An 18253-nucleotide genomic window follows, 5' to 3' on the forward strand; every position below is an offset into this window, starting at 1 on the left:
ACTTGCCGACCGGAGTCTCCGCCGCGACCGTCCCGGTCGCCGGGCGGGCGCCGCGTCCGCCGTTCGCCGCGACGGCCCGCTCCCTGGCCCCCTCGCGGGTGCGGCCGGGAGAGACGAAGCGGCCCGGGTTGCGGCGCAGGTACTCGCCCTCCAGCTGTGCCATACGGTCGTTGTGGGCGCGCAGGGCGTCGTTCGAGCCGTACAGCAGGGTGTCGTGGCGCGTGCGGTGGATCGTCTCCAGCTCTTTCATGAGCTGCTGGTCGTCCAGCCGGTCAGGGTCGACTCCGGTCATGGTGGTGCCCCGCTCGTCGTTCCGCCTACTGCGTCCACTCCACTGTACGAACATTCGGGCCCCCGGGCCCCCGGGCGTCGGCTACCGGGCGCGCTCCACCCGCCGCTCGTCCCACACCGGCTCCGGCGTCTCGCGCACCCGGCCGTCGCTCCCGAAGACGAGGTAGCGGTCGAAGGCGCGGGCGAACCAGCGGTCGTGGGTGACCGCGAGGACCGTGCCCTCGAAGGCCTCCAGCCCCTCCTGGAGCGCCTCGGCGGACTCCAGGTCCAGGTTGTCCGTGGGCTCGTCGAGCAGGAGGGCGGTCGCGCCCTCCAGTTCCAGGAGCAGGATCTGGAAGCGGGCCTGCTGGCCGCCGGAGAGCCGCTCGAAGGCCTGCTCGGCCTGCTGGGTGAGCTCGTAGCGGCGCAGCCGGGACATGGCCGCGCCCCGGTCCTGGGCGTGCTCCTTCCACAGGATGTCTAGGAGGGTGCGGCCCTGGAGCTCGGGGTGGGCGTGGGTCTGGGCGAAGTGCCCGGCCACGACCCGCGCGCCGAGCTTCCACTCGCCGGTGTGGGCCACGGAGTCCCCGGCGAGGAGGCGCAGGAAGTGGGACTTGCCGGAGCCGTTGGAGCCGAGGACGGCGACCCGTTCGCCGTAGAAGACCTCCAGGTCGAACGGTTTCATCAGGCCGGTCAGCTCAAGTCCCTTGCAGGTGACGGCCCGTACGCCCGTGCGGCCGCCCTTGAGGCGCATCGTGATGTCCTGCTCGCGCGGCGGCTCCGGCGGCGGGCCGGCCTCCTCGAACTTGCGCAGCCTGGTCTGGGCGGCCTGATAGCGGGAGGCCAGCTCATGGCTGATGGAGGCTGCCTGGCGGAGGTTCAGGACGAGCTTCTTCAGCTGGGCGTGCTTCTCGTCCCAGCGGCGGCGCAACTCCTCGAAGCGGGCGAAGCGTTCCCGGCGGGCCTCGTGGTAGGTGGCGAAGCCGCCGCCGTGCACCCAGGCGTCCGCGCCGGTGGGCGAGGGCTCCACGGAGACGATCTTCTCGGCGCCGCGGGAGAGGAGTTCGCGGTCGTGGGAGACGAAGAGGACCGTCTTGCGGGTCTCCTTCAGCCGCTCCTCCAGCCAGCGCTTGCCGGGGACGTCGAGGTAGTTGTCGGGCTCGTCGAGGAGCAGCACCTCGTCGGTGCCGCGCAGGAGGGCCTCCAGCACCAGCCGCTTCTGCTCACCGCCGGAGAGGGTCCGTACGAGCCGGAACTGCGCCGTGTCGTACGGCACCCCGAGCGCGGCCGTGGTGCACATGTCCCACAGGGTCTCGGCCTCGTAGCCGCGGGCCTCGGCCCAGTCGGAGAGGGCCTGCGCGTACTGGAGCTGGGCGGCCTCGTCGTCGACGGTCATGATCGCGTGCTCGGCCTTGTCCACGGCCTTCGCGACGTCCTGGATCCGCGGCGAGGACACCGACACCAGCAGGTCGCGCACGGTCGTCTCGTCGCGTACGGAGCCGACGAACTGGCGCATCACCCCGAGGCCGCCGCTGACCGTGACGGTGCCGCCGTGGGGCTTCAGCTCGCCGGAGATCAGGCGCAGCAGGGTGGTCTTGCCGGCGCCGTTGGGGCCGACCAGGGCGACCACGGCCCCTTCGCCCACCCGGAAGGACACGTCGCCGAGCAACGCCCTCCCGTCGGGGAGGTAGTACTCGAGGTGCGCGGCTTCCAGGTGTCCCATGAGGAGGCATTCTGCGGGCCGCCCCCGCCGGGCGGCAAACTCTTAATCCCCCTGGTCCCCGGTGGCGGGCTCGCCCGCCGGGCCGCCCTCGCCCGCCGGCCGCACCGTGGCGCCCGCCCAGGTCAGGACCTGCCAGCCGGTGGCGGGGTCGCCCTCCAGGATCACCGTGCCGGTGTTGGCGAGGCGGTGGGCGGCGGCGAAGGGGACGTCGATGTTGCGGGCGCGGGCGGCGGTCCAGGTGCGGATGGCGGCGCCGTGGCTGACGAGGGCCGCGGTGGCCGCGCCCGCGGCGGCCTCGGCGACCACGGCGTCGTAGCGGGCGAGGAACTCGGCGCCGCTCTCGCCGCCGGGCATGCGCAGGTCCAGGTCGCCTGCGGCCCAGGCGAACACCGTGCGCATGTAGAGCGCGGCCTGCTCGGACTCGCCGGGCTGCATCTCCAGGTCGCCGGCGAAGACCTCGCGGATGCCGTCGCGGACCTGGATGTCGAGGCCGCGGGCGGCGGCCAGCGGGGCCGCGGTGAGCCGGGTGCGGACCAGGGTGGAGGCGTACACCGCGTCGAGGTCCTCGCCGGCGAGGGCGTCGACCAGGGCGGCCGCCTGCCGCTCGCCGAGTTCGGTGAGGCCGGGTCCGGGAGCGGCGGTGTCGAGGAGGTAGTGGACGTTCGTGGGGGTCTGGCCGTGGCGGACGAGCAGCAGGCGCATGCGGGGACCCTCCCGGTCGCGGACGCCGCCCGCGCGACGGACGGCGGCTTCAGGGTAGCCGACCGCTTCCGACCACGTCCGGCCGCTTCCGACCACTTCCTGACGGGTCGTCAGTCCATATACCAAAACAGATGGTCTCGAGATGCGGTCGATGCGCGTACGGTGATGAGCATCGCCCCGGACTCCCGGAGCCCGGGGGCCGGTACGTCGAGAAGAGGGGCCGAGCCATGCCGAAGGCACAGGAGACCGCCGTCTACACGCACGGGCACCACGAGTCGGTGCTGCGTTCCCACACCTGGCGCACCGCCGCCAACTCCGCGGCCTATCTGCTCGGTTCACTGAAGCCGCACATGCGGATCCTGGACATCGGCTGCGGCCCGGGCACGATCACCGCCGACCTGGCGGCCCTGGTCCCCGACGGCCATGTCACCGGCGTCGACCGCGCCGAGGACGTCCTGACGCAGGCGCGGGCCACGGCAGCCGACCGGTGCCTGGCGAACGTCGACTTCGCCGTCGCCGACGTCCACGCCCTGGAGTACCCGGACGACTCGTTCTGCGTGGTCCACGCCCACCAGGTGCTCCAGCACGTGGGCGATCCGGTGCAGGCGCTGCGCGAGATGCGGCGGGTGACGAAGCCGGGCGGGTACGTCGCGGTGCGCGACTCGGACTACTCGGCGATGATCTGGTACCCCGCCTCGGCCGGCATGGACGAGTGGCAGGACCTGTACCGGCGGGTGGCACGGGCCAACGGGGGCGAGCCGGACGCCGGGCGGCGGCTGAAGTCCTGGGCGCTGGCGGCCGGTTTCACCGACATCACGGCGACCTCCGCCACCTGGACGTTCAGCAGCCCGCAGGAGCGGGCGTGGTGGAGCGGCCTGTGGGCCGACCGGACCCTGGCGTCGGCGTACGCGGAACGCGCCGTCGAGGGCGGGCACGCCACACCGGAGCAGCTGCGGGCCGTGTCGGAGGCCTGGCGGGAGTGGGGCCACCAGGAGGACGGCTGGTTCGCGGTGCTGCACGGAGAGATCCTGTGCCGAAAGGACGCCTGAACCGCGGATGATTCGCGGATTCCGGGAAACCCGGAACGCAGGAGGTTCACACTATGGTTCCGATTCTGCTGGTCCTGCTGCTGGTGCTGATTCTTTTCGGCGCCGGATTCGCGGTGAAGTTGCTGTGGTGGATCGCAGTCGCGGTTCTCGTCGTCTGGCTGCTCGGATTCCTCCTCCGGGGGACCTCCGCGGCCGGAGGCAGGGGCCGTTGGTACAGGTGGTGAGTTAAAAAGGCGCCCTTATTCCCTGGGGAGCAGCGGTCCGAGCGGCCCGAGGTCCAGATTCAGGTCCTCGGGCCGTAGTCCGTAGCGCTCGCGCAGTTCGGTCATGCGGTCGTCGAGCAGCATCAGGGTGAGCCCGATGCGCTCCTCCTGCTCCTCGCTGAGGTCTCCCTGGTCGACACGGCGCAGCGCCTGCCGTTCCATCAGCTGGCGCACCAGTTCCACCACCGTGAGGACGAGCTTGACCAGGTCGCGTTCGACCGTGTCGGGTTCGAGGTCCATACGGCTGCGGCGGGCGGTCACCGTGCATCCCCCCAGGGCGACGGCACGGTGTCGTTCACGGAGCTGATCAGCGCGTTCAGGTCGATTCGGACGAGGTCGACGTCCGCGATGCGCAGGGTCACGTCCCCGGTGACGACGACCCCGCCGGCCAGCAGCCGGTCCAGGAGGTCCACCAGGGCCACCTCACGTCGCTCGACGACCGTCATGTCGCCTCCTCCGGTTCACCGGATTCCCTTTCAGCGCCCTGCTCGACGAACGAATAGGCGGCCCACGGTCCGGTGAGTTCCACGCGGATTCCGGATTCCTCGCCCTTCGTGCGGTCCACGATCTCCACGAATTCCTCGGACCGGGCGCGCGGTACGAGATAGGCGGCGTTCAGCACGTTCTCTCCCGCGCCGGCCGCGGAAAGCGTGGAATTCTGCGGCGGGTGGAGCCGGGCGTCCTCGGCGTGCGCGCGGAGAGTGGAATGCAGCCGGGCCGCGAACCGCTCGGCGCGCTGCCAGGTGTCCTCGCGGGCCCTGCTCTGCCGACGGCGCTGCTGGAGGTAGTCCCGCCCGGAGGCGGGCCGCGCGGGGGACGGCGTGGCCGCGACCGGCTCGGGTTCCGGTGCGACGTACACCTTGACGCCCCACTCCACGCGCCCGGTCAGCCGGTCCAGCGTGCGACGGAAGTGGTCCTCCTGCCGCTCCATCATCACGCGTACGCCGCTGTCGTCACGGAAGACGGTGGCCAGCCGCAGCGGCAGCGGTGTGGTGACGGCGGTGAGCGCGTCGACGACCTGCTGATGGGAGCGGGCCGTGGCGGCCAGCCAGTCCAGGTCCTCCAGATGGCCGCGCAGCGCCTCCTCGGAGAAGTCCCGTTCCGGTACATGGCTGACCACGGCGATCAGACCGTGGTGGGTGAGGAGCCGGGGCGGATCGCCCGCGACCCCCGTCAGATCGGCCTGCAGGGGTGCGCCGAGCGGCCGGCACACGGCGTAGACGTAACGCAGTCCGGTCATCGAGACTCTCCTCACGGACGTCCTGCGGGGCACGTGCCGGGGCCAGTTCCTCGAGTCGGGCGAGCCGGGCGCGCAACTCGGCGTTCTCCCGGGCGAGTTCGTCGCGGCGGGCGCGGGTGGACAGGGCCGGGTCGTCCTCCCACCAGTCGATGCCCATCTCCTTCGCCTTGTCGACGGAGGCGACCACGAGCCGGAGCTTGACGGTGAGCAGCTCGATGTCGAGCAGGTTGATCCGGATGTCGCCGGCGATGACGATCCCCTTGTCGAGGACGCGTTCCAGGATGTCGGCGAGGCTGGCGCCGCTGCTCTGGGCGTACGGCTCCGGCAGGCGGCTCGGCATGGTCATCGCCGGCCTCCGCCCTCGTCGTCCTCGGTGTCCGCGGTGTCCTCGTCCTCGAAGCCGTCCTCGTCCTCGTAGGCGTCCTCGGGCTCCTCCTCGTCGTACTCGTCCTCGGGCTCACCCTCGTGTCCGCCGGTCTCGCCGTCCTCGTCCTCCTCCTCGTCCTCCTCGTACGGGCGGTCCTCGGCGTCCGGGCCGTCTTCCTCCTCGTCCTCCCGGTTCCCCTCATCGTCCTCCCGGGCGTCCTCCTCCGCGACCGCGTCCTCGTGGGAGCGGACGACCTCGCCGTCACGGATCTCGCCGCGCCAGCCGTCGCCCGCCTCTCCCTTCAGGGTGATGAAGCGGGCGAAGTTCTTCAGGTCGAGCCGGGCACGGCGGCCCTGGGCGCGCCAGATGTTGCCGGTCTTCTCGAAGAACCCCGAGGGGTAGTACTCGATGACGAGCAGGACACGGGTGAGGGTGTCGGTGAGACGGTGGAAGGAGACGGCACCCTTCGTGGTGCCCTTGGCACCCTCCGAGGTCCAGGAGATCCGCCGGTCCGGCACCTGTTCGGTGGTCTTCGCCTTCCAGCTGCGGCTGGACCAGAAGATCTTCGCCTGCCAGTCGCTGGCGGTGTCGTCGGCGCGGGAGGCGCTCTTGACGCCCTTGGCGAAGGTGCTGAAGTCCTGGTAGCGGGTCCACTGGTCGTAGGCCGTGCGCAGCGGCACCCCCACGTCGATCTGCTCCATGATGACGGTCGGCTTGTGGCCCGCGCCGCCCTTGCCCTTGCCGCCCTTGCCGCCGAGGCTCTTCAGGGCGCCGGTCACGCTGTCCTTGGCGTGGGAGGCGCCGAGCTCCAGGGCGGTGCGCAGCGGCCCCTTGCCGCCGGCGAGCTTGCGGCCGCCGTCCAGGGCCAGCTTGGCGAAGCCGGGGCTGTTCCCCTCGGCCATGTCGTCGAGCTTGCCGGTGGTCTCGCCGAGCTTGCGGCCGACGCCCACCAGCAGGCGTTCGGCCTGGGCCGACAGGTACTCCTGGACCTCTTCCTTCAGCCGGTCGGCGGCCTCGCCGTGGGCCACCCCGGCCAGCGGGTTCCCGCCGTTCGCGGCCTGGGAGGTCGCGGAGGTCGTGGATCCGAGCGTCCCGGTCATCGCTCATCGCCTCCCTTCCGTCCCCCGCCGCCACGACTGCCGCCGCCGCGGGAGGCCGTGCGCGCCCCGGTCCTGCGGGTGCCCGTGCTCTGCTTCGCGGCCGGTTTGCGGTCGCCGGTCTTCTTGGCCGGCGCCTTCTTCGCGGCGGCCTTCTGGCCTGTCTTCTTCGCCGGTGCCTTCCTGGCGGGCCGCCTCCGCGCGCGCTCCCCGTCCTCACGGTCCTCCCCGTCCTCCCCGTCCTCCCTGTCCTCACGGTCCTCATCGTCCGCGCGGTCCTCGGGCTCCTCGCGCTCCCCTGTGTCCTCGGTGTCCTCGGTGTCCTCGGCGTCCTCCGCGTCCCCTGTGCCCTCTGCGTCCTCTGCGCCTTCTGTGTCCTCTGCTCCTTCGGCGTCCTTCGCGTCCTCGTGCTCCGCCTCTGCGCCGGAGTCGTCCTCGTCCTCGGAGGTCCCGCCCTCCAGCTGGCCGCGTACCTCGGCGGTGCGGTCGTGCAGCCGGTCGGCGAGGGCCTCCATCTGGCGTTCGACCAGGGCACCGGTGGCGGCCTTGCCGACCCCGCGTAGGTCCTCGCGTATCTCCTCGCCGATCTCCTTGAACTGCGGATTGTCCTTCAGCTGCTGGGACAGCAGCTCCGTGACCGCCTGCGGGGTCAGGTTCAGCCGTTTCCCGGCCGCGAGCGTGCCGAGGGCGAACGCCAGCTTCAGTTTCTTCGTCCGTCCGAGGAGATATCCGGCCCCGAGCGCGAGGCCCAGTCCCATACGGTTCATCGTGTCGTCCCGTCGTCCGTCGCCGCGCTCCTGCGCGTCGCGCTCTCCAGCCGGTCGAGGAGTTCGTCCTCCAGCCGGTCGAATTCGTCCTCCGTGATCTCGCCGGCCTCCAGCAGCTCTTCCAGCCGGGCGAGTTCAGCCTGCACGGCGGCCGGGTCGTAGTAGATCCGCTCCGCCTCCCGCACCACCTGCCCGATCACCCACGCGCTGCCGCGCACTGGCGCGAACGGCAGCAGGAGCACCTCGGAGATCAGTCCCACGGGGTCACCCGCTCCCCGGATCGCCCGCGGGTGCGGACGGTCCTGGTTCGACGAAGCTGTACGGCGGCAGGGGGCCGTTGACGCGTACGTCGAGGTGCGGGCGGGCCTTGCGCAGCTTCTCGGCGGCCTCCAGGAACGCGGCGGCCCCGTCCCGTTCCACGAGGAAGGAGACGTTGGCCAGCCAGCCGGTGGACTCGGGGCCCACGCCGGCGGCGGTGGCGAGCGGCCGCAAGGCCTGCCGCACCTCGGCCGCGTCCTCGGCCTCCCTGGCCCGGACCGCGCCGGCGACGACCTCACCGAGCCGCAGCCGCTGCTCGTAGGTGCCGCCCCCGGCCCGCCGGTTGGCCTCGGCGAGCGCGCGCAGCTCGGCGCTGTCGGCCATCACCTGGTGCAGGACGGCGTCCTGCACATGCGAGGCCTTGACGTTGTACTCGACCTTGCCGTCGAGTGCCTCCAGGCGCTCCCGGTAGTGCTCGGACCGCTCGGCGAGCACGTCGATGACCGTGTCGTCGTCGGGCGCGACGCTGCCGAACCGCATGGGCAGCACACAGCCGTCTGCGCCCGTCTCGGCCAGGACGTTCTGGTGGGCGAGGAGTTCCCTGCGCTTGGGGCGCAGTTCGTCGGGGGCGTCGCTGACGACCGCGACCAGGTCGCCCTCGGTCAGCACACGCAGCGGGCGGGGCGGGTCGCCGACGCCGGCCAGGCCCTCGGAGAGGGCGGGGTGCGAGCGGGCGGCGATGCCGTAGACGTACGTGCTCACGCCTCTTCCTCCTTCCTGCGGGCCGCGGTGCTCCTGCGGGGCCGCGGCCGGGACTCACGCTCGGGCTCCTTCGAGGAGCTCTCGTCGCGGGCCTGGCGGAACGCGTCGGAGACGGTCTCGGCGGCCCCGGACAGCGCGCCCTTGGACTTGCCGCGCGCGCCGGACTCGGTGATCTCGCCGACCATGTCGGGCAGGCCGGGGGTCCGGTGCGGCCCGGCCTCCAGGTCGAGCCGGTTGCAGGCCTCGGCGAACCGCAGATAGGTGTCGACGCTGGCCACCACGACCCGTACGTCGATCTTGAGGATCTCGATGCCGACCAGGGAGACCCGCACGAACGCGTCGATGACGAGACCCCGGTCGAGGACGAGCTCCAGAACGTCGTAGAGACTGCTGCCGCCGCCTCCACCGCCGGTCTGTTGTGCCGGGACAACGGTCATGTCGGCCGCGCCTCCTTGTCTGGGGATGGTGCTCGCAGATGATCGGGAACGGGGGCCGGGGCGCGCGGGCGGCCTAGCGGCCGCCGCCTCGGTGTGCGTCGGAACGCCCCCGTTCGTAACGGCTCACGCGCCGGTAGCCGGTGAGCCGGCCCCGCGGGTCGAGATCGACGTGGTAGCCCGCCATCAGGCTCATGGTGTCGGGCACCCGGGCGAGTTCCAGGACCTCGATCTCCAGGGTCCAGCCGTCCTCGGTCCGCTCGAAGGACGAGACGGTCTCGGCGGCCCGGCCGGTCAGCTCCGTGAGCTGGGCGCGCGCCTGGCGCAGCACCTCCATGGGGCTCGGCCTCTCGTCGTCCGCCATGCCGCCGCCTCTGCCCTTCGGATCTCGGCTCTTCGGATCACTGCTCTTCGGACGTCTGCTCTTCGTGTCGGACATGGCCACCTCTTCTCGCCATGGCCGGTTCCTCCATCGGGTGGCCCGACACTCCTGGGATAAACCTTCACCAATGCACCAAATGCCCTATATATCAGCCCGGGGTCGTCGAGCTGGGCCCAGGTCATCGGCGCGGCGACGGGTGCGCCGGGCAGGGCGCGCACGGTCCAGGGGGCGACGGCGGTCTGCGCGGAGGCGTTGCGGCCGATGTCGCGGGAGAGGCGGTCGCCGCGGTCCAGTTCGGCGGCGTCCCGGGCGAAGGCGCACCCCGTCGAAGCCGTGCCGCGCGCCGAGGAGGACGACGGCGTGCAGTCCGCGGGATCGCCCGAGGGGTCCAGCTCGAACACCATCAGGTCCGGGCGATCGGGCCGCCCGGTCCGCGACAGCCGGCGGTGCAGGGTGAGGCAGGCATGGTCGGCGAGGAAGGCGAGGGTCGCGAACGGGGCCCGTCGACGCCGTCCGGGTGCCGCTCCGGCATCAGCGGGCGGTCACGCAGCTGCGGCAGCAGGAACACGGCGACCGACCGGGAGTACGCGACCAGACCGGGAGTACGCGACCAGTACGCGACGAGGTGCTCCTTGGTGTACCCGGTCCGCCGGCCGGCCCGCACGCTGCGTACGTCGTCGCCGGCGGCCCGGCTCACGGCACGACCGCCGTCTCCACCAGCAGCCGGACGGACGCGGCGATCGACTCGGCGTCGATGCCCGCGGCGTGCAGCTGCTCGGCCGGGGACGCGGAGCCCGGTGTCCCGCGGACCGCGAGCCGCGCCAGCCGGGGCACGGGACGGCCGTCGAGGAACGCGTCGAGGACGGCGTCGCCGAGGCCGCCCTGCGGATGGTGGTCCTCCACCGTCATCAGGCAGCCGGTCTCCTCGGCGGCGCGGCGCAGGGTGACCCGGTCGACGGGCTTGACCGAGTACAGGTCGACGACCCGGACCGCGATGCCCGCGCCCGCCAGCGCGTCGGCCGCCGAGAGGACCTCGGGGACGGTGACCCCGGCCGCGACGATCGTGAGCCGGTCGCGGTCGGAGGCGCGCAGCACCTTGCTGCCGCCGACCGGGAACTCCTCGTCGGGCCCGTACAGCGCCGGGCCGCCGCCGCGCGAGGTGCGCAGGTAGCGGATGCCGTCGAGCCCGGCCATGGTGGCGACCAGCTGCGCGGTCTGGTTGGCGTCGCACGGATAGAGCACGGTCGAGCCCTGCACGGCGCGGAACATCGCGAGGTCCTCCAGCCCCATCTGCGAGGGCCCGTCCTGCCCGATGGCGACCCCCGCGTGCGAGCCGACCAGGTTGATGCCGGCCCCGCTGACGGACGCCATCCGCACGAAGTCGTGGGCGCGGGTCAGGAAGGCGGCGAACGTGGAGGCGTACGGCACCCAGCCGCGCGTCGCGAGGCCCACCGCGGCGGCGACGAGCTGCTGCTCGGCGATGTAGCACTCGAAGAAGCGGTCGGGGTGTTCCTTCGCGAAGTACTCGGCGCGCGTGGAGTCGCTCACCTCACCGTCCAGGGCGACGACGTCGGGGCGGGCGGTGCCGAGGGCGGCGAGGGCCTGCCCGTAGGCGTCCCGGGTGGCGACCTGCTCGCCGGAGTCCTTCTCCCAGCGGGGCAGGTCCGGCCGTCCGGTGGGGACGGAATGCAGTGTGCGGGCGGCGGGCGGCTCATGGACCGCGACGCGCAGCGCGCGCCGGCCGCCCAGTTCCTCGATCGCCGCGTCGGGGTCGGGCAGCGGCTTGCCGTGCAGGCCCTCGCGGTCCTGGACGCTCGCCACGCCCCGGCCCTTGAGGGTGCGGGCGAGGATCACGGTGGGCTGCCCCCGGGTGGAGAGCGCCTCACCGTACGCCCGGTCGATCGCCTCCACGTCATGGCCGTCGACCTCCACGGTGTGCCAGCCGAAGGCCTGGAAGCGGCGGGCGTAGGCGCCGAGGTCGTGGCCGTGCCGGGTCGGGCCGCGCTGGCCGAGCCGGTTGACGTCGACGATCGCGGTGAGATCGTCCAGATGTTCGTACGCCGCGTGCTCGGCGGCCTCCCACACCGAACCCTCGGCCAGCTCGCTGTCCCCGCACAGCACCCACACCCGGTAGCCGGTGCGGTCCAGCCGCTTGCCGGCCAGGGCGATGCCGACACCGACGGGCAGCCCCTGGCCGAGCGAGCCGGTGGCCGTCTCGACCCAGGGCAGCCGCTGCGGGGTGGGATGCCCTTCCAGCCGACTGCCGAGCGTGCGGAAGGTGAGCAACTCGTCGTCGCCGATCGCGCCGGCCGCCTTGTAGGCGGAGTACAGGAGGGGGGAGGCGTGACCCTTGGAGAGGACGAAGCGGTCGTTGGCCGGGTGGGCGGGACGGTCGAAGTCGTAGCGCAGATGGTGCGCGAGCAGCACGGCCATCAGGTCCGCGGCCGACATCGACGACGTCGGATGCCCGGAGTCGGCGGCGGCCGCCGCACGCACGCTGTCCACGCGCAACTGCTGTCCGAGTTCGGTGAGTTCGGTGAGTTCGGCGGTGTCCATCGGGTAACTGGCCTCCTTCGGAAGGGGGGCGGGGGCGGGTCGCGCGGGCGCCGGACCGGCGCTGGGCGACCTCCGGGGTCGGCGCCACGACGGCGGCGTGGCGGTCCTCCTCCGCGGTGCCGTCCGTCGGGTCGGGTGCGGGCGGGTCCGGTCGCCGGCGGTTCTTCACGGCCTCGGGGGTCGGCGCCACCACGGCGGCGTGCCGGTCGCGGTCGCCGGTTCCGCCGGTGTGCACGGTGCGAGGCGGTGCCACGGTTCACCTCCGGGGTGGGGTGTCGCGTGTACGGGGCTTCCGCGTCCCCCCGGCCGGGAACGGTCAAACGTGCGCGGTCCGGGCCCGGCGCGGGGCGTCACGCCCGGTGGTGCGGGTTCTCGGGGCCGATCCCGTCCGCGTCCGTACCGGGCGGGGCGGGCGGCACGGGCGGTACCGGCGGTACCGGCGGGTAGGGAGTACCGAGTCCTGCGGCCGGGCCTGCTGGGGGCATGGCTCCGGGGACGGGGCCGTGCTCCGCGCGCCGGGCGGCGTGGCTCAGGTCTGCCCCTCCCCCGGTCTTCGGCCGGGCGGCGCCGCGCAGGGCGTACGCGACGGCGGCGAGGATCACCGCGGTGATCAGGGCGGCCGCCCAGCCGGGCAGCCCGAGGTCGAGGGCGAGGCCCAGGGCCAGGGCGAGGGCCGCGCCCGCGTAGAGGGCGACGGCACCGGACGCGGCGTACAGCATGGCCCTGCGGCGCTGCCTGCGGGTCTGCTCGCGCAGCTCGTCGCGGATCGTCTCCCGTGCCACCTGCGCGAGCTCGTCGACGAGGTGCTTGTCCAGATGTTCCAGATGTTCCAGATTTTCTGGATGTTCCAGGCGTCCCCGGTGTTCCGGATGGTCGATGCGCTCCATGGGCGCCGGGTACCCGCCGTCTCCGTGCGGTAACGCCACGGCCCCGAGGGGGAGCTGGAGGAGCTGGAGGTGCTGGGCAGGGTGGCGGCGACGATCCCCGTCCAGGACGTCGAGGACGCCCTCAGGACGCTCACCGAGCTGGGCGCGGACATCATCGCGGGCCCGGTGCCGACCCCTGCGGGCCGCAACCTGATCCGCAACGCCGCCGGGTAGGCGCTAGTCCCGGTCCGGGGCCAGCGCCGAGACGACGAGGTCGGTGAGGAGGGCGCCGGCGGTTGCGTCGGGGTCCAGGTCGGGGTCGTAGATGGTGACGTTGAGGCCGACACAGCGCGGGGAGGCGAGCAACGGCCGCAGCAGGGCGACGAGTTCGTCGGGCAGCAGTCCGTCGGGGTCGGGGCTGTCCACCGCCGGCATGACCGTGGGGTCGAGCACATCGGCGTCCAAGTGGATCCAGAAGCCGTCCAGTTGGGGGATCGCGAAGGCCTGCGCGGTGGCCTCGCCGAGTGCCTCCGGCTCCCAGGTGCGCAGCTCGCCGACGGTGACGACGGGCACCTTCAGGGCGCGGAGTTCGACGACCTCGGGGTCCTCGGCGTAGGCGTCGCGGACGCCGAAGAAGCGGACGTCCTCGTCGCGGAGGTAGGGGCCGAGGCCCTCCAGGTTGGTGAGGTCGCGCTGGCCGCGGCCGGTGGCGAGGGCCGCCTCCTCGCCGCCCGCCGCGCCGACCCGGTCGGAGTTGCCGGGGTGCCGGAAGTCGGGCGAGGCGTCCACGGCCGCCAGCCCGTACCGGCCGAGGCGGCGCAGCGCGAGCGACGCCCCGAGCTGGATCGAGCAGTCCCCGCCGAGGACGACGGGAAACCCGCCGGCCCGCACATGCCGTTCGATCCGGTCGGCGAGCCGGCGCGTGTACGTGGCGAGCGCTGCCGCGTTGAAGACGCCGTCGCCCTCCCGCCAGTCGCCCCGGTCGTAGCGCGGCGGGACGACCACCCCGCCCTCGGCCGCGCCGAGCCGCCGCAGGATCCCCTGCTCACGCAGTGCGCCGGCGAGCTTGTGGCAGCCGGGGACGGTACCGGGCGCGGGCGGCCGCAGACCCAGGTTCGAGGGAGCGTCGATCACGACGAAATTCCGCATGCGCCGCATCCTCGCCGACGTACCCTCGGCCGTCCAAGGAGTTGAGCGAGGAGCGAACATGAGCGAGCGGCACACCTACCGGGTGATCGTCCGGGGTACGTGGGACGGTCTGACCGAGGAGGCCCGTGCCCGGCTGGTCGCCGAGGCCTCCGGCCACGGCCTGGACAGCATGCGCTTCACCGAGGAGGGCACGCTGTCGTACGAGCCGCGGCCGCTGAAGCACTTCTCGATGCGGTTCGTCGTGGTGTCGGACCCGGCGGACGGCGAGGAGATGGCGGGCGCGCTCGCCGAGGACCGGGCGGAGACGACCCTGCGCGAGCGCGGCTACGGGTTCACCGGGCTGCGGTCGACGGTGACGGACCTCGACACCATGAAGATCAACCGGAAGTCCGCATCTCGGCGGTGAGCGCCCATCGCTCGTGATCGCGCCACCCCCCGTCGATGTTGATCATCTTCGGGGAGAATCCCTCCAGCCGGAACCCGCACGCCCGGGCGAGGGCGATCGAGGCGGTGTTCCCCGGCTGCACGTTGATCTCCAGCCGGTGCAACCGCATCGGCCCGAAGGCGTACCCGACCACCAGGTCGAGCCCCTCGCGCATCAGCCCCCGGCCGGCCGCGTGCGCGAAGACCCCGTAGCCGAGCGCACCGCACTGGAAGCCGCCGTGCACGATGTTGTTGATGTTGATGAACCCGGCGACGGCCCCGGTGATGGCCCCCTTTTCACACACGAGGAACCCCGCCTTCGTCGGGTCCTCGATCAGCCGTCCCGCGTAGGCGTCGTACGCCTCGGGGGTGGCCGGCGGGAACAGCCACGGACGGTGCAGGTCCTCGCTCTCGCGGACCCGCGCGGTGAACTCGGCCCCGTCGGCGTAGGTGAAGTGGCGTATCCCCACGCGGGGGCCCTCGGCGAGGTGGCGGGAGGCGGTGTGCGGCATCCCGTCAGCCTACGGCCGGTCAGCGGCGACGGCGGCCCATGCAGAAGTACGCCCCGCACAGCGCGCCGATCAGCCCGGTGGCGAGCAGCGCCGCCCACAACGGCATGGTCACCTCGGGGATCAGCAGTCTGATCTTGGTCTCCTGGGTGTTCTCGAAGATGAAGACCAGAGTGAGCGCGGCGATCACCAGCATGGTGACCCGGCCGGCGGTCAGCGACGCGCGCCAGCCACCGGAGCCGCGGTGGGTCCCCGAGGCCTTCGCGGACTTACCCGTCTTCACGGTCTTCGCGGTCATACGTCCAGGGTGGGCCGCGAACGGCCGGCCCGCACGTCAGCGCAGGGCCGGCACGTCCAGGGTGAGGGTGCCGGCGTCCGCGTCGAGCTCGGCGCCCACGCCGAAGGGCACGGTCAGCGCGCCCTCGCAGTGCCCGAAGCCGAGTTCCTCCACGACCGGCACGCCGAGCCCGCCGAGCCGGTCGGCGAACACCGGCCGCAGCTCCTCGTACGGCCCGCAGCGGTCCCAGGAACCGAGGGCGATCCCGGTGACGCCGTCCAGCCATCCGGTGCGCAGCAGCTGGGTGAGGGCGCGGTCCACGGCGTACGGCGGCTCGGCCACGTCCTCGACGAGCAGCAGCCCGCCGCGCGCGCCGGTCCGGGTGTGCGGGGTGCCGTGTCCGGTGGCGAGCAGGGTGAGGCAGCCGCCGAGGGTGACGCCCCGGGCCCGGCCGGGGGCGAGGGCGCGGCCGGGGGTGGCGGAGGTGAGGGTGCGGACGGTCTCGGGCGCGAAGAGGGTGGCCCTCAGGTGGTCCTGGGCGCGGGCGTTCTTGACGAAGTCGATGCCGGCGGCGACCGGTCCGTAGAGCGTGACCAGGCCGAGGCGGACCGCGAACGCCTCGTGGAGCGTGGTGCTGTCGCTGAACCCGACGAACACCTTCGGCCCGGCCGCCCGCATCGCGTCCCAGTCCAGCAGGTCGACGACGCGCTGGGCGCCGTAGCCGCCGCGGGCGCACAGCACGGCGTCCACGGACGGGTCGCACCAGGCCCGCTGGAGGTCGGCGGCCCGGTCGGCGTCGGTGCCGGCGAGATGTCCGAGGTCCGGGTGGCGGTCCAGGACGTGGGGCGCGGCCACCGGGTCGAGGTCCCAGCCGCGCAGCAGATCGAGCCCGGCCTGGAGCCGTTCCTCCGCCACGGGTCCGCTGGGGGCGACGACGGCCACCCGGGCGCCGGGGGCCAGCCGGGACGGCCGCACGAGGTCCTTCACTGCGTGAACTCCAGGGTGGGGATGCCGGGCGGGCGCAGCCCGAACACCTGAGCGTACAGGGACAGCTCGGCCTCCAGCGCCCGCACGGTGGTCTCCGCCCGTCGGAAGCCGTGCCCCTCGCCCTCGAACGTGAGATGGGCGTACGGCACCCGTCGCCCCGCCAGCCGGGCCAGGAACCGTTCGCACTGGGCCGGCGGGCAGATCACGTCGTCCAGGCCCTGCAACAGCAGAAACGGTACGGTGATCCGATCGGCGTGCTCGACGGGCGAGCGCTCCGCGTACCGGGCGGGCACCTCGGCGAGCGGCCCGACCAGGGTGTCCGGGTAGTGGGACTCCAGGTCGTGGGTCCCGCCGGTCGCCCAGCCCACCAGGTCCAGCACGGGATACCGGATGGTGGCGCACGCATACACCTCGGTGCCGGCCAGCGAGGCGGCGGCGGTCCAGCCGCCGGCGCTGCCGCCGCGGATCGCCAGCCGGCCCCGGTCGGCGGTGCCCTCGTCGGCGAGCGCCCGGGCGACGGCCGCGCAGTCCTCGACGTCCACCACGCCCCACTGCTCCCGCAGCCGCTCCCGGTACTCCCGCCCGTATCCGGTCGACCCGCCGTAGTCGACCTCGGCGACCCCGATGCCCCGGGAGGTGAAGTAGGCGATCTCCAGATCCAGTACCAGCGGCGCCCGGTCGGTGGGCCCTCCGTGCGCCCACACCACGTAGGGCGGCAGCTCGTGCCCGGGTGCCGCGCAGGCCGGGTGGTGCGGCGGGTAGACGTGGGCGTGGACCTCCCGCCCGTCGGGGCCGGCGAAGGTGCGGATCTGGGGCTCGGGGTAGTACACGGGATCCACGGCGTCCTCGTGCGCGCCCCCGATCACGCGGGCCCGGCCGGTCCGGGCGTCCAGCTCCACCACCTCGTAGCCGGTCCGCGGGCTGGCGGCGACCGCGACCACCCGGTTCCCGCGCACCGCGAGCGTGGAGGCGAACTCCGTCCACGGCCCCGCCGCGTCGACCAGTTCCCCGGTCTCCGGGTCGAGGATGCCGAGCGCGGTGGCACCCCGGCCGTGCACGACGGCGACGAGCCCGTCGTCCAGCGGGGCGAACCAGCGCAGGCCGAGCTTCCAGAGGGCGCCGCCGAACTCCTCCTCGCGGGGGCAGAGGGGTTCGTGGTCCCGGTAGAGATTCCACCAGCCGGTGCGGTCGCTCGCATACAGGAGACGGTCACCCGGAGGCTGTATGCGATCTTCGGCGGACTGCGTACAGTCGCCCGCGGACCGCGGACCGTCGACCGTGGACCGCAGGCCGTCGACCGTCGAGTGAGGACCGTCGGCGGACGATTGCATACCGCTGCCCGTCGAGTGAGGACCGTCGGCGGACGATTGCATACCGCTGCCCGTCGAGTGAGGACCGTCGGCGGGCGATTGCATACCGTTGCCCGTCGACCGCTGCCAGTCCACCTGTGCGATCGACTCCTCCGGGCCGCCCGCCACCACCCGTGCCCCGTCCAGGGTTCCGTCCGGAGTGACCTCGGCGACGATCACCTCGGTGCCGTCCCAGGGCATCCGGGGATGGTCCCAGACCAGCCAGGCGGCGTGCCGGCCGTCGGACGAGAGGCGGGGGCCGGTGAGGAAGCGGTGGTGGTCGCCGGTGAGTTCCCGGACGGCGCGGCGGTCGTCGCCGGCCGAGCCGTCGAGGGGGACGGCGGCGAGGAGACGGCGGACGTCGGTGGGAGCGGGGCCGGTGAACTCCTCCAGGACGCACCAGACTTCGCCCCGGTCGAGCAGCAACAGGGGTTCCGCCCAGCGCAGTCCGCCGCCGAGGGCGGACAGCGGCGTCAACGGGCGCGGCTCGTGGCCGGGCCGGCGGACGTACAGGCGCTGGTCGGTGTGGTGGACGAACACCAGGAGCGGGCCGTCGGCCGTCGGGGCGGCCGCCCAGGGGTGGCCGCCGTACTCGTGGACGCGGCTGCGGACGTTCCAGGGCGGGGGCAGCAGGGATTCCTCGGTGCCGTCGGGGTGGCGGCGGACGAGGGTGCGGCGGCCGGCCTCGGCGGGGCGGGGCGCGGTCCACCACACCTCGTCGCCGACGAAACCGACGTACTCGGGCCGCCCGTCGTGGGCGGCGGCGAGGCGGGCGTCGAGGGGTGAGGGCCAGGAACCGTACGGCAGGATCTGCACGTTCTCC

21 protein-coding genes and 4 pseudogenes are annotated in these 18253 nt (G+C 73.2%); 4 read left to right on the forward strand and 21 right to left on the reverse strand.

What is annotated here, in order from left to right; all coding sequences use genetic code 11:
- Positions 1 to 76 precede the first annotated feature (76 nt).
- The 3 genes and pseudogenes from ABZ490_RS14970 to ABZ490_RS14980 form a co-directional block, all read right to left on the reverse strand.
- Positions 77 to 346 (reverse strand): annotated as a pseudogene (locus ABZ490_RS14970) (DUF6158 family protein); the annotation flags it as partial.
- Between the two features lie 27 nt (positions 347 to 373).
- Complete coding sequence (locus ABZ490_RS14975) at positions 374 to 1993, reverse strand: ATP-binding cassette domain-containing protein (RefSeq protein WP_358989293.1); 1620 nt, start codon at positions 1991 to 1993, stop codon at positions 374 to 376.
- 42 nt (positions 1994 to 2035) lie between these two features.
- Positions 2036 to 2695 carry a histidine phosphatase family protein gene (locus ABZ490_RS14980; protein WP_358989295.1) on the reverse strand — a complete coding sequence of 220 codons (660 nt, stop codon included), beginning with the start codon at positions 2693 to 2695 and terminating at the stop codon, positions 2036 to 2038.
- A gap of 227 nt (positions 2696 to 2922) precedes the next feature.
- Between ABZ490_RS14980 and ABZ490_RS14985 the strand changes: the two genes are divergently transcribed.
- Together ABZ490_RS14985 and ABZ490_RS14990 are read left to right on the forward strand one after the other, a co-directional pair.
- On the forward strand, positions 2923 to 3744 hold the full coding sequence (locus ABZ490_RS14985) for a methyltransferase domain-containing protein (protein WP_358989297.1): 822 nt from the start codon (positions 2923 to 2925) through the stop codon (positions 3742 to 3744).
- A gap of 53 nt (positions 3745 to 3797) precedes the next feature.
- Complete coding sequence (locus tag ABZ490_RS14990) at positions 3798 to 3968, forward strand: hydrophobic protein (RefSeq protein WP_358989299.1); 171 nt, start codon at positions 3798 to 3800, stop codon at positions 3966 to 3968.
- Between the two features lie 15 nt (positions 3969 to 3983).
- On the opposite strand, the gene ABZ490_RS14995 is transcribed toward ABZ490_RS14990, so the two are convergent.
- The 13 genes and pseudogenes from ABZ490_RS14995 to ABZ490_RS15055 form a co-directional block, all read right to left on the reverse strand.
- Positions 3984 to 4268: a gas vesicle protein K gene (locus tag ABZ490_RS14995; protein WP_358989301.1), complete on the reverse strand. Its 285-nt coding sequence runs from the start codon at positions 4266 to 4268 to the stop codon at positions 3984 to 3986.
- Positions 4265 to 4453, reverse strand: coding sequence for a gas vesicle protein (locus ABZ490_RS15000; RefSeq protein WP_358989303.1), 189 nt, complete (start codon positions 4451 to 4453; stop codon positions 4265 to 4267). Before ABZ490_RS15000 ends, ABZ490_RS14995 begins: the two co-directional genes overlap by 4 nt.
- Positions 4450 to 5247 (reverse strand): GvpL/GvpF family gas vesicle protein, encoded by a 798-nt coding sequence (locus ABZ490_RS15005; protein ID WP_358989305.1) that lies wholly within the window; start codon positions 5245 to 5247, stop codon positions 4450 to 4452. Before ABZ490_RS15005 ends, ABZ490_RS15000 begins: the two co-directional genes overlap by 4 nt.
- Before the next feature lie 31 nt (positions 5248 to 5278).
- Positions 5279 to 5593: pseudogene (locus ABZ490_RS15010) on the reverse strand (gas vesicle protein); the annotation flags it as partial.
- Positions 5590 to 6714 carry an SRPBCC family protein gene (locus tag ABZ490_RS15015; protein WP_358989307.1) on the reverse strand — a complete coding sequence of 375 codons (1125 nt, stop codon included), beginning with the start codon at positions 6712 to 6714 and terminating at the stop codon, positions 5590 to 5592. The pseudogene ABZ490_RS15010 and the gene ABZ490_RS15015, both read right to left, overlap by 4 nt.
- Positions 6711 to 7469, reverse strand: coding sequence for a DNA primase (locus ABZ490_RS15020; protein WP_358989308.1), 759 nt, complete (start codon positions 7467 to 7469; stop codon positions 6711 to 6713). Before ABZ490_RS15020 ends, ABZ490_RS15015 begins: the two co-directional genes overlap by 4 nt.
- A gap of 5 nt (positions 7470 to 7474) precedes the next feature.
- The gene (locus tag ABZ490_RS15025) at positions 7475 to 7738 is read right to left on the reverse strand and encodes a gas vesicle protein GvpG (protein WP_358989310.1); all 264 of its coding nucleotides are present in this window, start codon (positions 7736 to 7738) and stop codon (positions 7475 to 7477) included.
- A 4-nt stretch (positions 7739 to 7742) separates the two neighbouring features.
- Entirely contained in the window at positions 7743 to 8498 is a 756-nt protein-coding gene (locus ABZ490_RS15030) for a GvpL/GvpF family gas vesicle protein (protein ID WP_358989312.1), read from the reverse strand.
- Entirely contained in the window at positions 8495 to 8935 is a 441-nt protein-coding gene (locus ABZ490_RS15035) for a gas vesicle structural protein GvpA (protein WP_358989314.1), read from the reverse strand. The genes ABZ490_RS15030 and ABZ490_RS15035 overlap by 4 nt, the downstream gene beginning before the upstream one ends.
- Before the next feature lie 73 nt (positions 8936 to 9008).
- On the reverse strand, positions 9009 to 9296 hold the full coding sequence (locus tag ABZ490_RS15040; RefSeq protein WP_358989316.1) for a gas vesicle protein: 288 nt from the start codon (positions 9294 to 9296) through the stop codon (positions 9009 to 9011).
- 167 nt (positions 9297 to 9463) lie between these two features.
- Positions 9464 to 9978 (reverse strand): annotated as a pseudogene (locus ABZ490_RS15045) (ATP-dependent DNA ligase); the annotation flags it as partial.
- A gap of 29 nt (positions 9979 to 10007) precedes the next feature.
- A complete protein-coding gene (locus ABZ490_RS15050; protein WP_358989318.1) occupies positions 10008 to 11870 on the reverse strand; it encodes a transketolase in 1863 nt (620 codons plus the stop codon).
- 350 nt (positions 11871 to 12220) lie between these two features.
- Positions 12221 to 12757 carry a phage holin family protein gene (locus ABZ490_RS15055; protein WP_358989320.1) on the reverse strand — a complete coding sequence of 179 codons (537 nt, stop codon included), beginning with the start codon at positions 12755 to 12757 and terminating at the stop codon, positions 12221 to 12223.
- Positions 12758 to 12817: 60 nt separating this feature from the next.
- Between ABZ490_RS15055 and ABZ490_RS15060 the strand changes: the two are divergent.
- A pseudogene (locus ABZ490_RS15060) lies at positions 12818 to 12970 on the forward strand (VOC family protein); the annotation flags it as partial.
- A 3-nt stretch (positions 12971 to 12973) separates the two neighbouring features.
- Here the strand turns inward: ABZ490_RS15060 and ABZ490_RS15065 are convergent.
- Positions 12974 to 13885, reverse strand: coding sequence for an arginase family protein (locus tag ABZ490_RS15065; protein ID WP_358989322.1), 912 nt, complete (start codon positions 13883 to 13885; stop codon positions 12974 to 12976).
- Positions 13886 to 13943: 58 nt separating this feature from the next.
- Here ABZ490_RS15065 and ABZ490_RS15070 point away from each other — a divergent pair, with 58 nt between their 5' ends.
- Positions 13944 to 14291, forward strand: a complete 348-nt coding sequence (locus tag ABZ490_RS15070) for a DUF6204 family protein (RefSeq protein ID WP_358989324.1) — start codon at positions 13944 to 13946, stop codon at positions 14289 to 14291.
- Here ABZ490_RS15070 and ABZ490_RS15075 read toward each other — a convergent pair.
- Genes ABZ490_RS15075 through ABZ490_RS15090 form a run of 4 tightly spaced genes read right to left on the reverse strand, consistent with a single transcriptional unit; the run spans position 14263 to position 18246 of the window.
- Positions 14263 to 14820, reverse strand: coding sequence for a GNAT family protein (locus tag ABZ490_RS15075; protein WP_358989326.1), 558 nt, complete (start codon positions 14818 to 14820; stop codon positions 14263 to 14265). The genes ABZ490_RS15070 and ABZ490_RS15075 overlap by 29 nt on opposite strands.
- 19 nt (positions 14821 to 14839) lie before the next feature.
- Positions 14840 to 15115, reverse strand: a complete 276-nt coding sequence (locus ABZ490_RS15080) for a LapA family protein (protein ID WP_358989328.1) — start codon at positions 15113 to 15115, stop codon at positions 14840 to 14842.
- 36 nt (positions 15116 to 15151) lie between these two features.
- Positions 15152 to 16081, reverse strand: coding sequence for an LD-carboxypeptidase (locus ABZ490_RS15085; protein WP_358989330.1), 930 nt, complete (start codon positions 16079 to 16081; stop codon positions 15152 to 15154).
- Positions 16078 to 18246 (reverse strand): prolyl oligopeptidase family serine peptidase, encoded by a 2169-nt coding sequence (locus tag ABZ490_RS15090; RefSeq protein ID WP_358989332.1) that lies wholly within the window; start codon positions 18244 to 18246, stop codon positions 16078 to 16080. The genes ABZ490_RS15085 and ABZ490_RS15090 overlap by 4 nt, the downstream gene beginning before the upstream one ends.
- Positions 18247 to 18253: the final 7 nt, after the last annotated feature.

Source organism: Streptomyces sp. NPDC005811, assembly GCF_040630405.1.
Classification (GTDB): Bacteria; Actinomycetota; Actinomycetes; order Streptomycetales; family Streptomycetaceae; genus Streptomyces.

What these genes read in the sequence shown, in the direction of transcription:
- ABZ490_RS15050 (WP_358989318.1), bottom strand. Translation starts at nt 11,870, where the DNA reads ATGGACACCGCCGAACTCACCGAACTCACCGAACTCGGACAGCAGTTG.
- ABZ490_RS15040 (WP_358989316.1), bottom strand. Translation starts at nt 9,296, where the DNA reads ATGGCGGACGACGAGAGGCCGAGCCCCATGGAGGTGCTGCGCCAGGCG.
- ABZ490_RS15065 (WP_358989322.1), bottom strand. Translation starts at nt 13,885, where the DNA reads ATGCGGAATTTCGTCGTGATCGACGCTCCCTCGAACCTGGGTCTGCGG.
- ABZ490_RS15000 (WP_358989303.1), bottom strand. Translation starts at nt 4,453, where the DNA reads ATGACGGTCGTCGAGCGACGTGAGGTGGCCCTGGTGGACCTCCTGGAC.
- ABZ490_RS15080 (WP_358989328.1), bottom strand. Translation starts at nt 15,115, where the DNA reads ATGACCGCGAAGACCGTGAAGACGGGTAAGTCCGCGAAGGCCTCGGGG.
- ABZ490_RS14985 (WP_358989297.1), top strand. Translation starts at nt 2,923, where the DNA reads ATGCCGAAGGCACAGGAGACCGCCGTCTACACGCACGGGCACCACGAG.
- ABZ490_RS15020 (WP_358989308.1), bottom strand. Translation starts at nt 7,469, where the DNA reads ATGGGACTGGGCCTCGCGCTCGGGGCCGGATATCTCCTCGGACGGACG.
- ABZ490_RS15055 (WP_358989320.1), bottom strand. Translation starts at nt 12,757, where the DNA reads ATGGAGCGCATCGACCATCCGGAACACCGGGGACGCCTGGAACATCCA.
- ABZ490_RS15015 (WP_358989307.1), bottom strand. Translation starts at nt 6,714, where the DNA reads ATGACCGGGACGCTCGGATCCACGACCTCCGCGACCTCCCAGGCCGCG.
- ABZ490_RS14990 (WP_358989299.1), top strand. Translation starts at nt 3,798, where the DNA reads ATGGTTCCGATTCTGCTGGTCCTGCTGCTGGTGCTGATTCTTTTCGGC.
- ABZ490_RS15005 (WP_358989305.1), bottom strand. Translation starts at nt 5,247, where the DNA reads ATGACCGGACTGCGTTACGTCTACGCCGTGTGCCGGCCGCTCGGCGCA.
- ABZ490_RS15075 (WP_358989326.1), bottom strand. Translation starts at nt 14,820, where the DNA reads ATGCCGCACACCGCCTCCCGCCACCTCGCCGAGGGCCCCCGCGTGGGG.
- ABZ490_RS14975 (WP_358989293.1), bottom strand. Translation starts at nt 1,993, where the DNA reads ATGGGACACCTGGAAGCCGCGCACCTCGAGTACTACCTCCCCGACGGG.
- ABZ490_RS15070 (WP_358989324.1), top strand. Translation starts at nt 13,944, where the DNA reads ATGAGCGAGCGGCACACCTACCGGGTGATCGTCCGGGGTACGTGGGAC.
- ABZ490_RS15035 (WP_358989314.1), bottom strand. Translation starts at nt 8,935, where the DNA reads ATGACCGTTGTCCCGGCACAACAGACCGGCGGTGGAGGCGGCGGCAGC.
- ABZ490_RS14980 (WP_358989295.1), bottom strand. Translation starts at nt 2,695, where the DNA reads ATGCGCCTGCTGCTCGTCCGCCACGGCCAGACCCCCACGAACGTCCAC.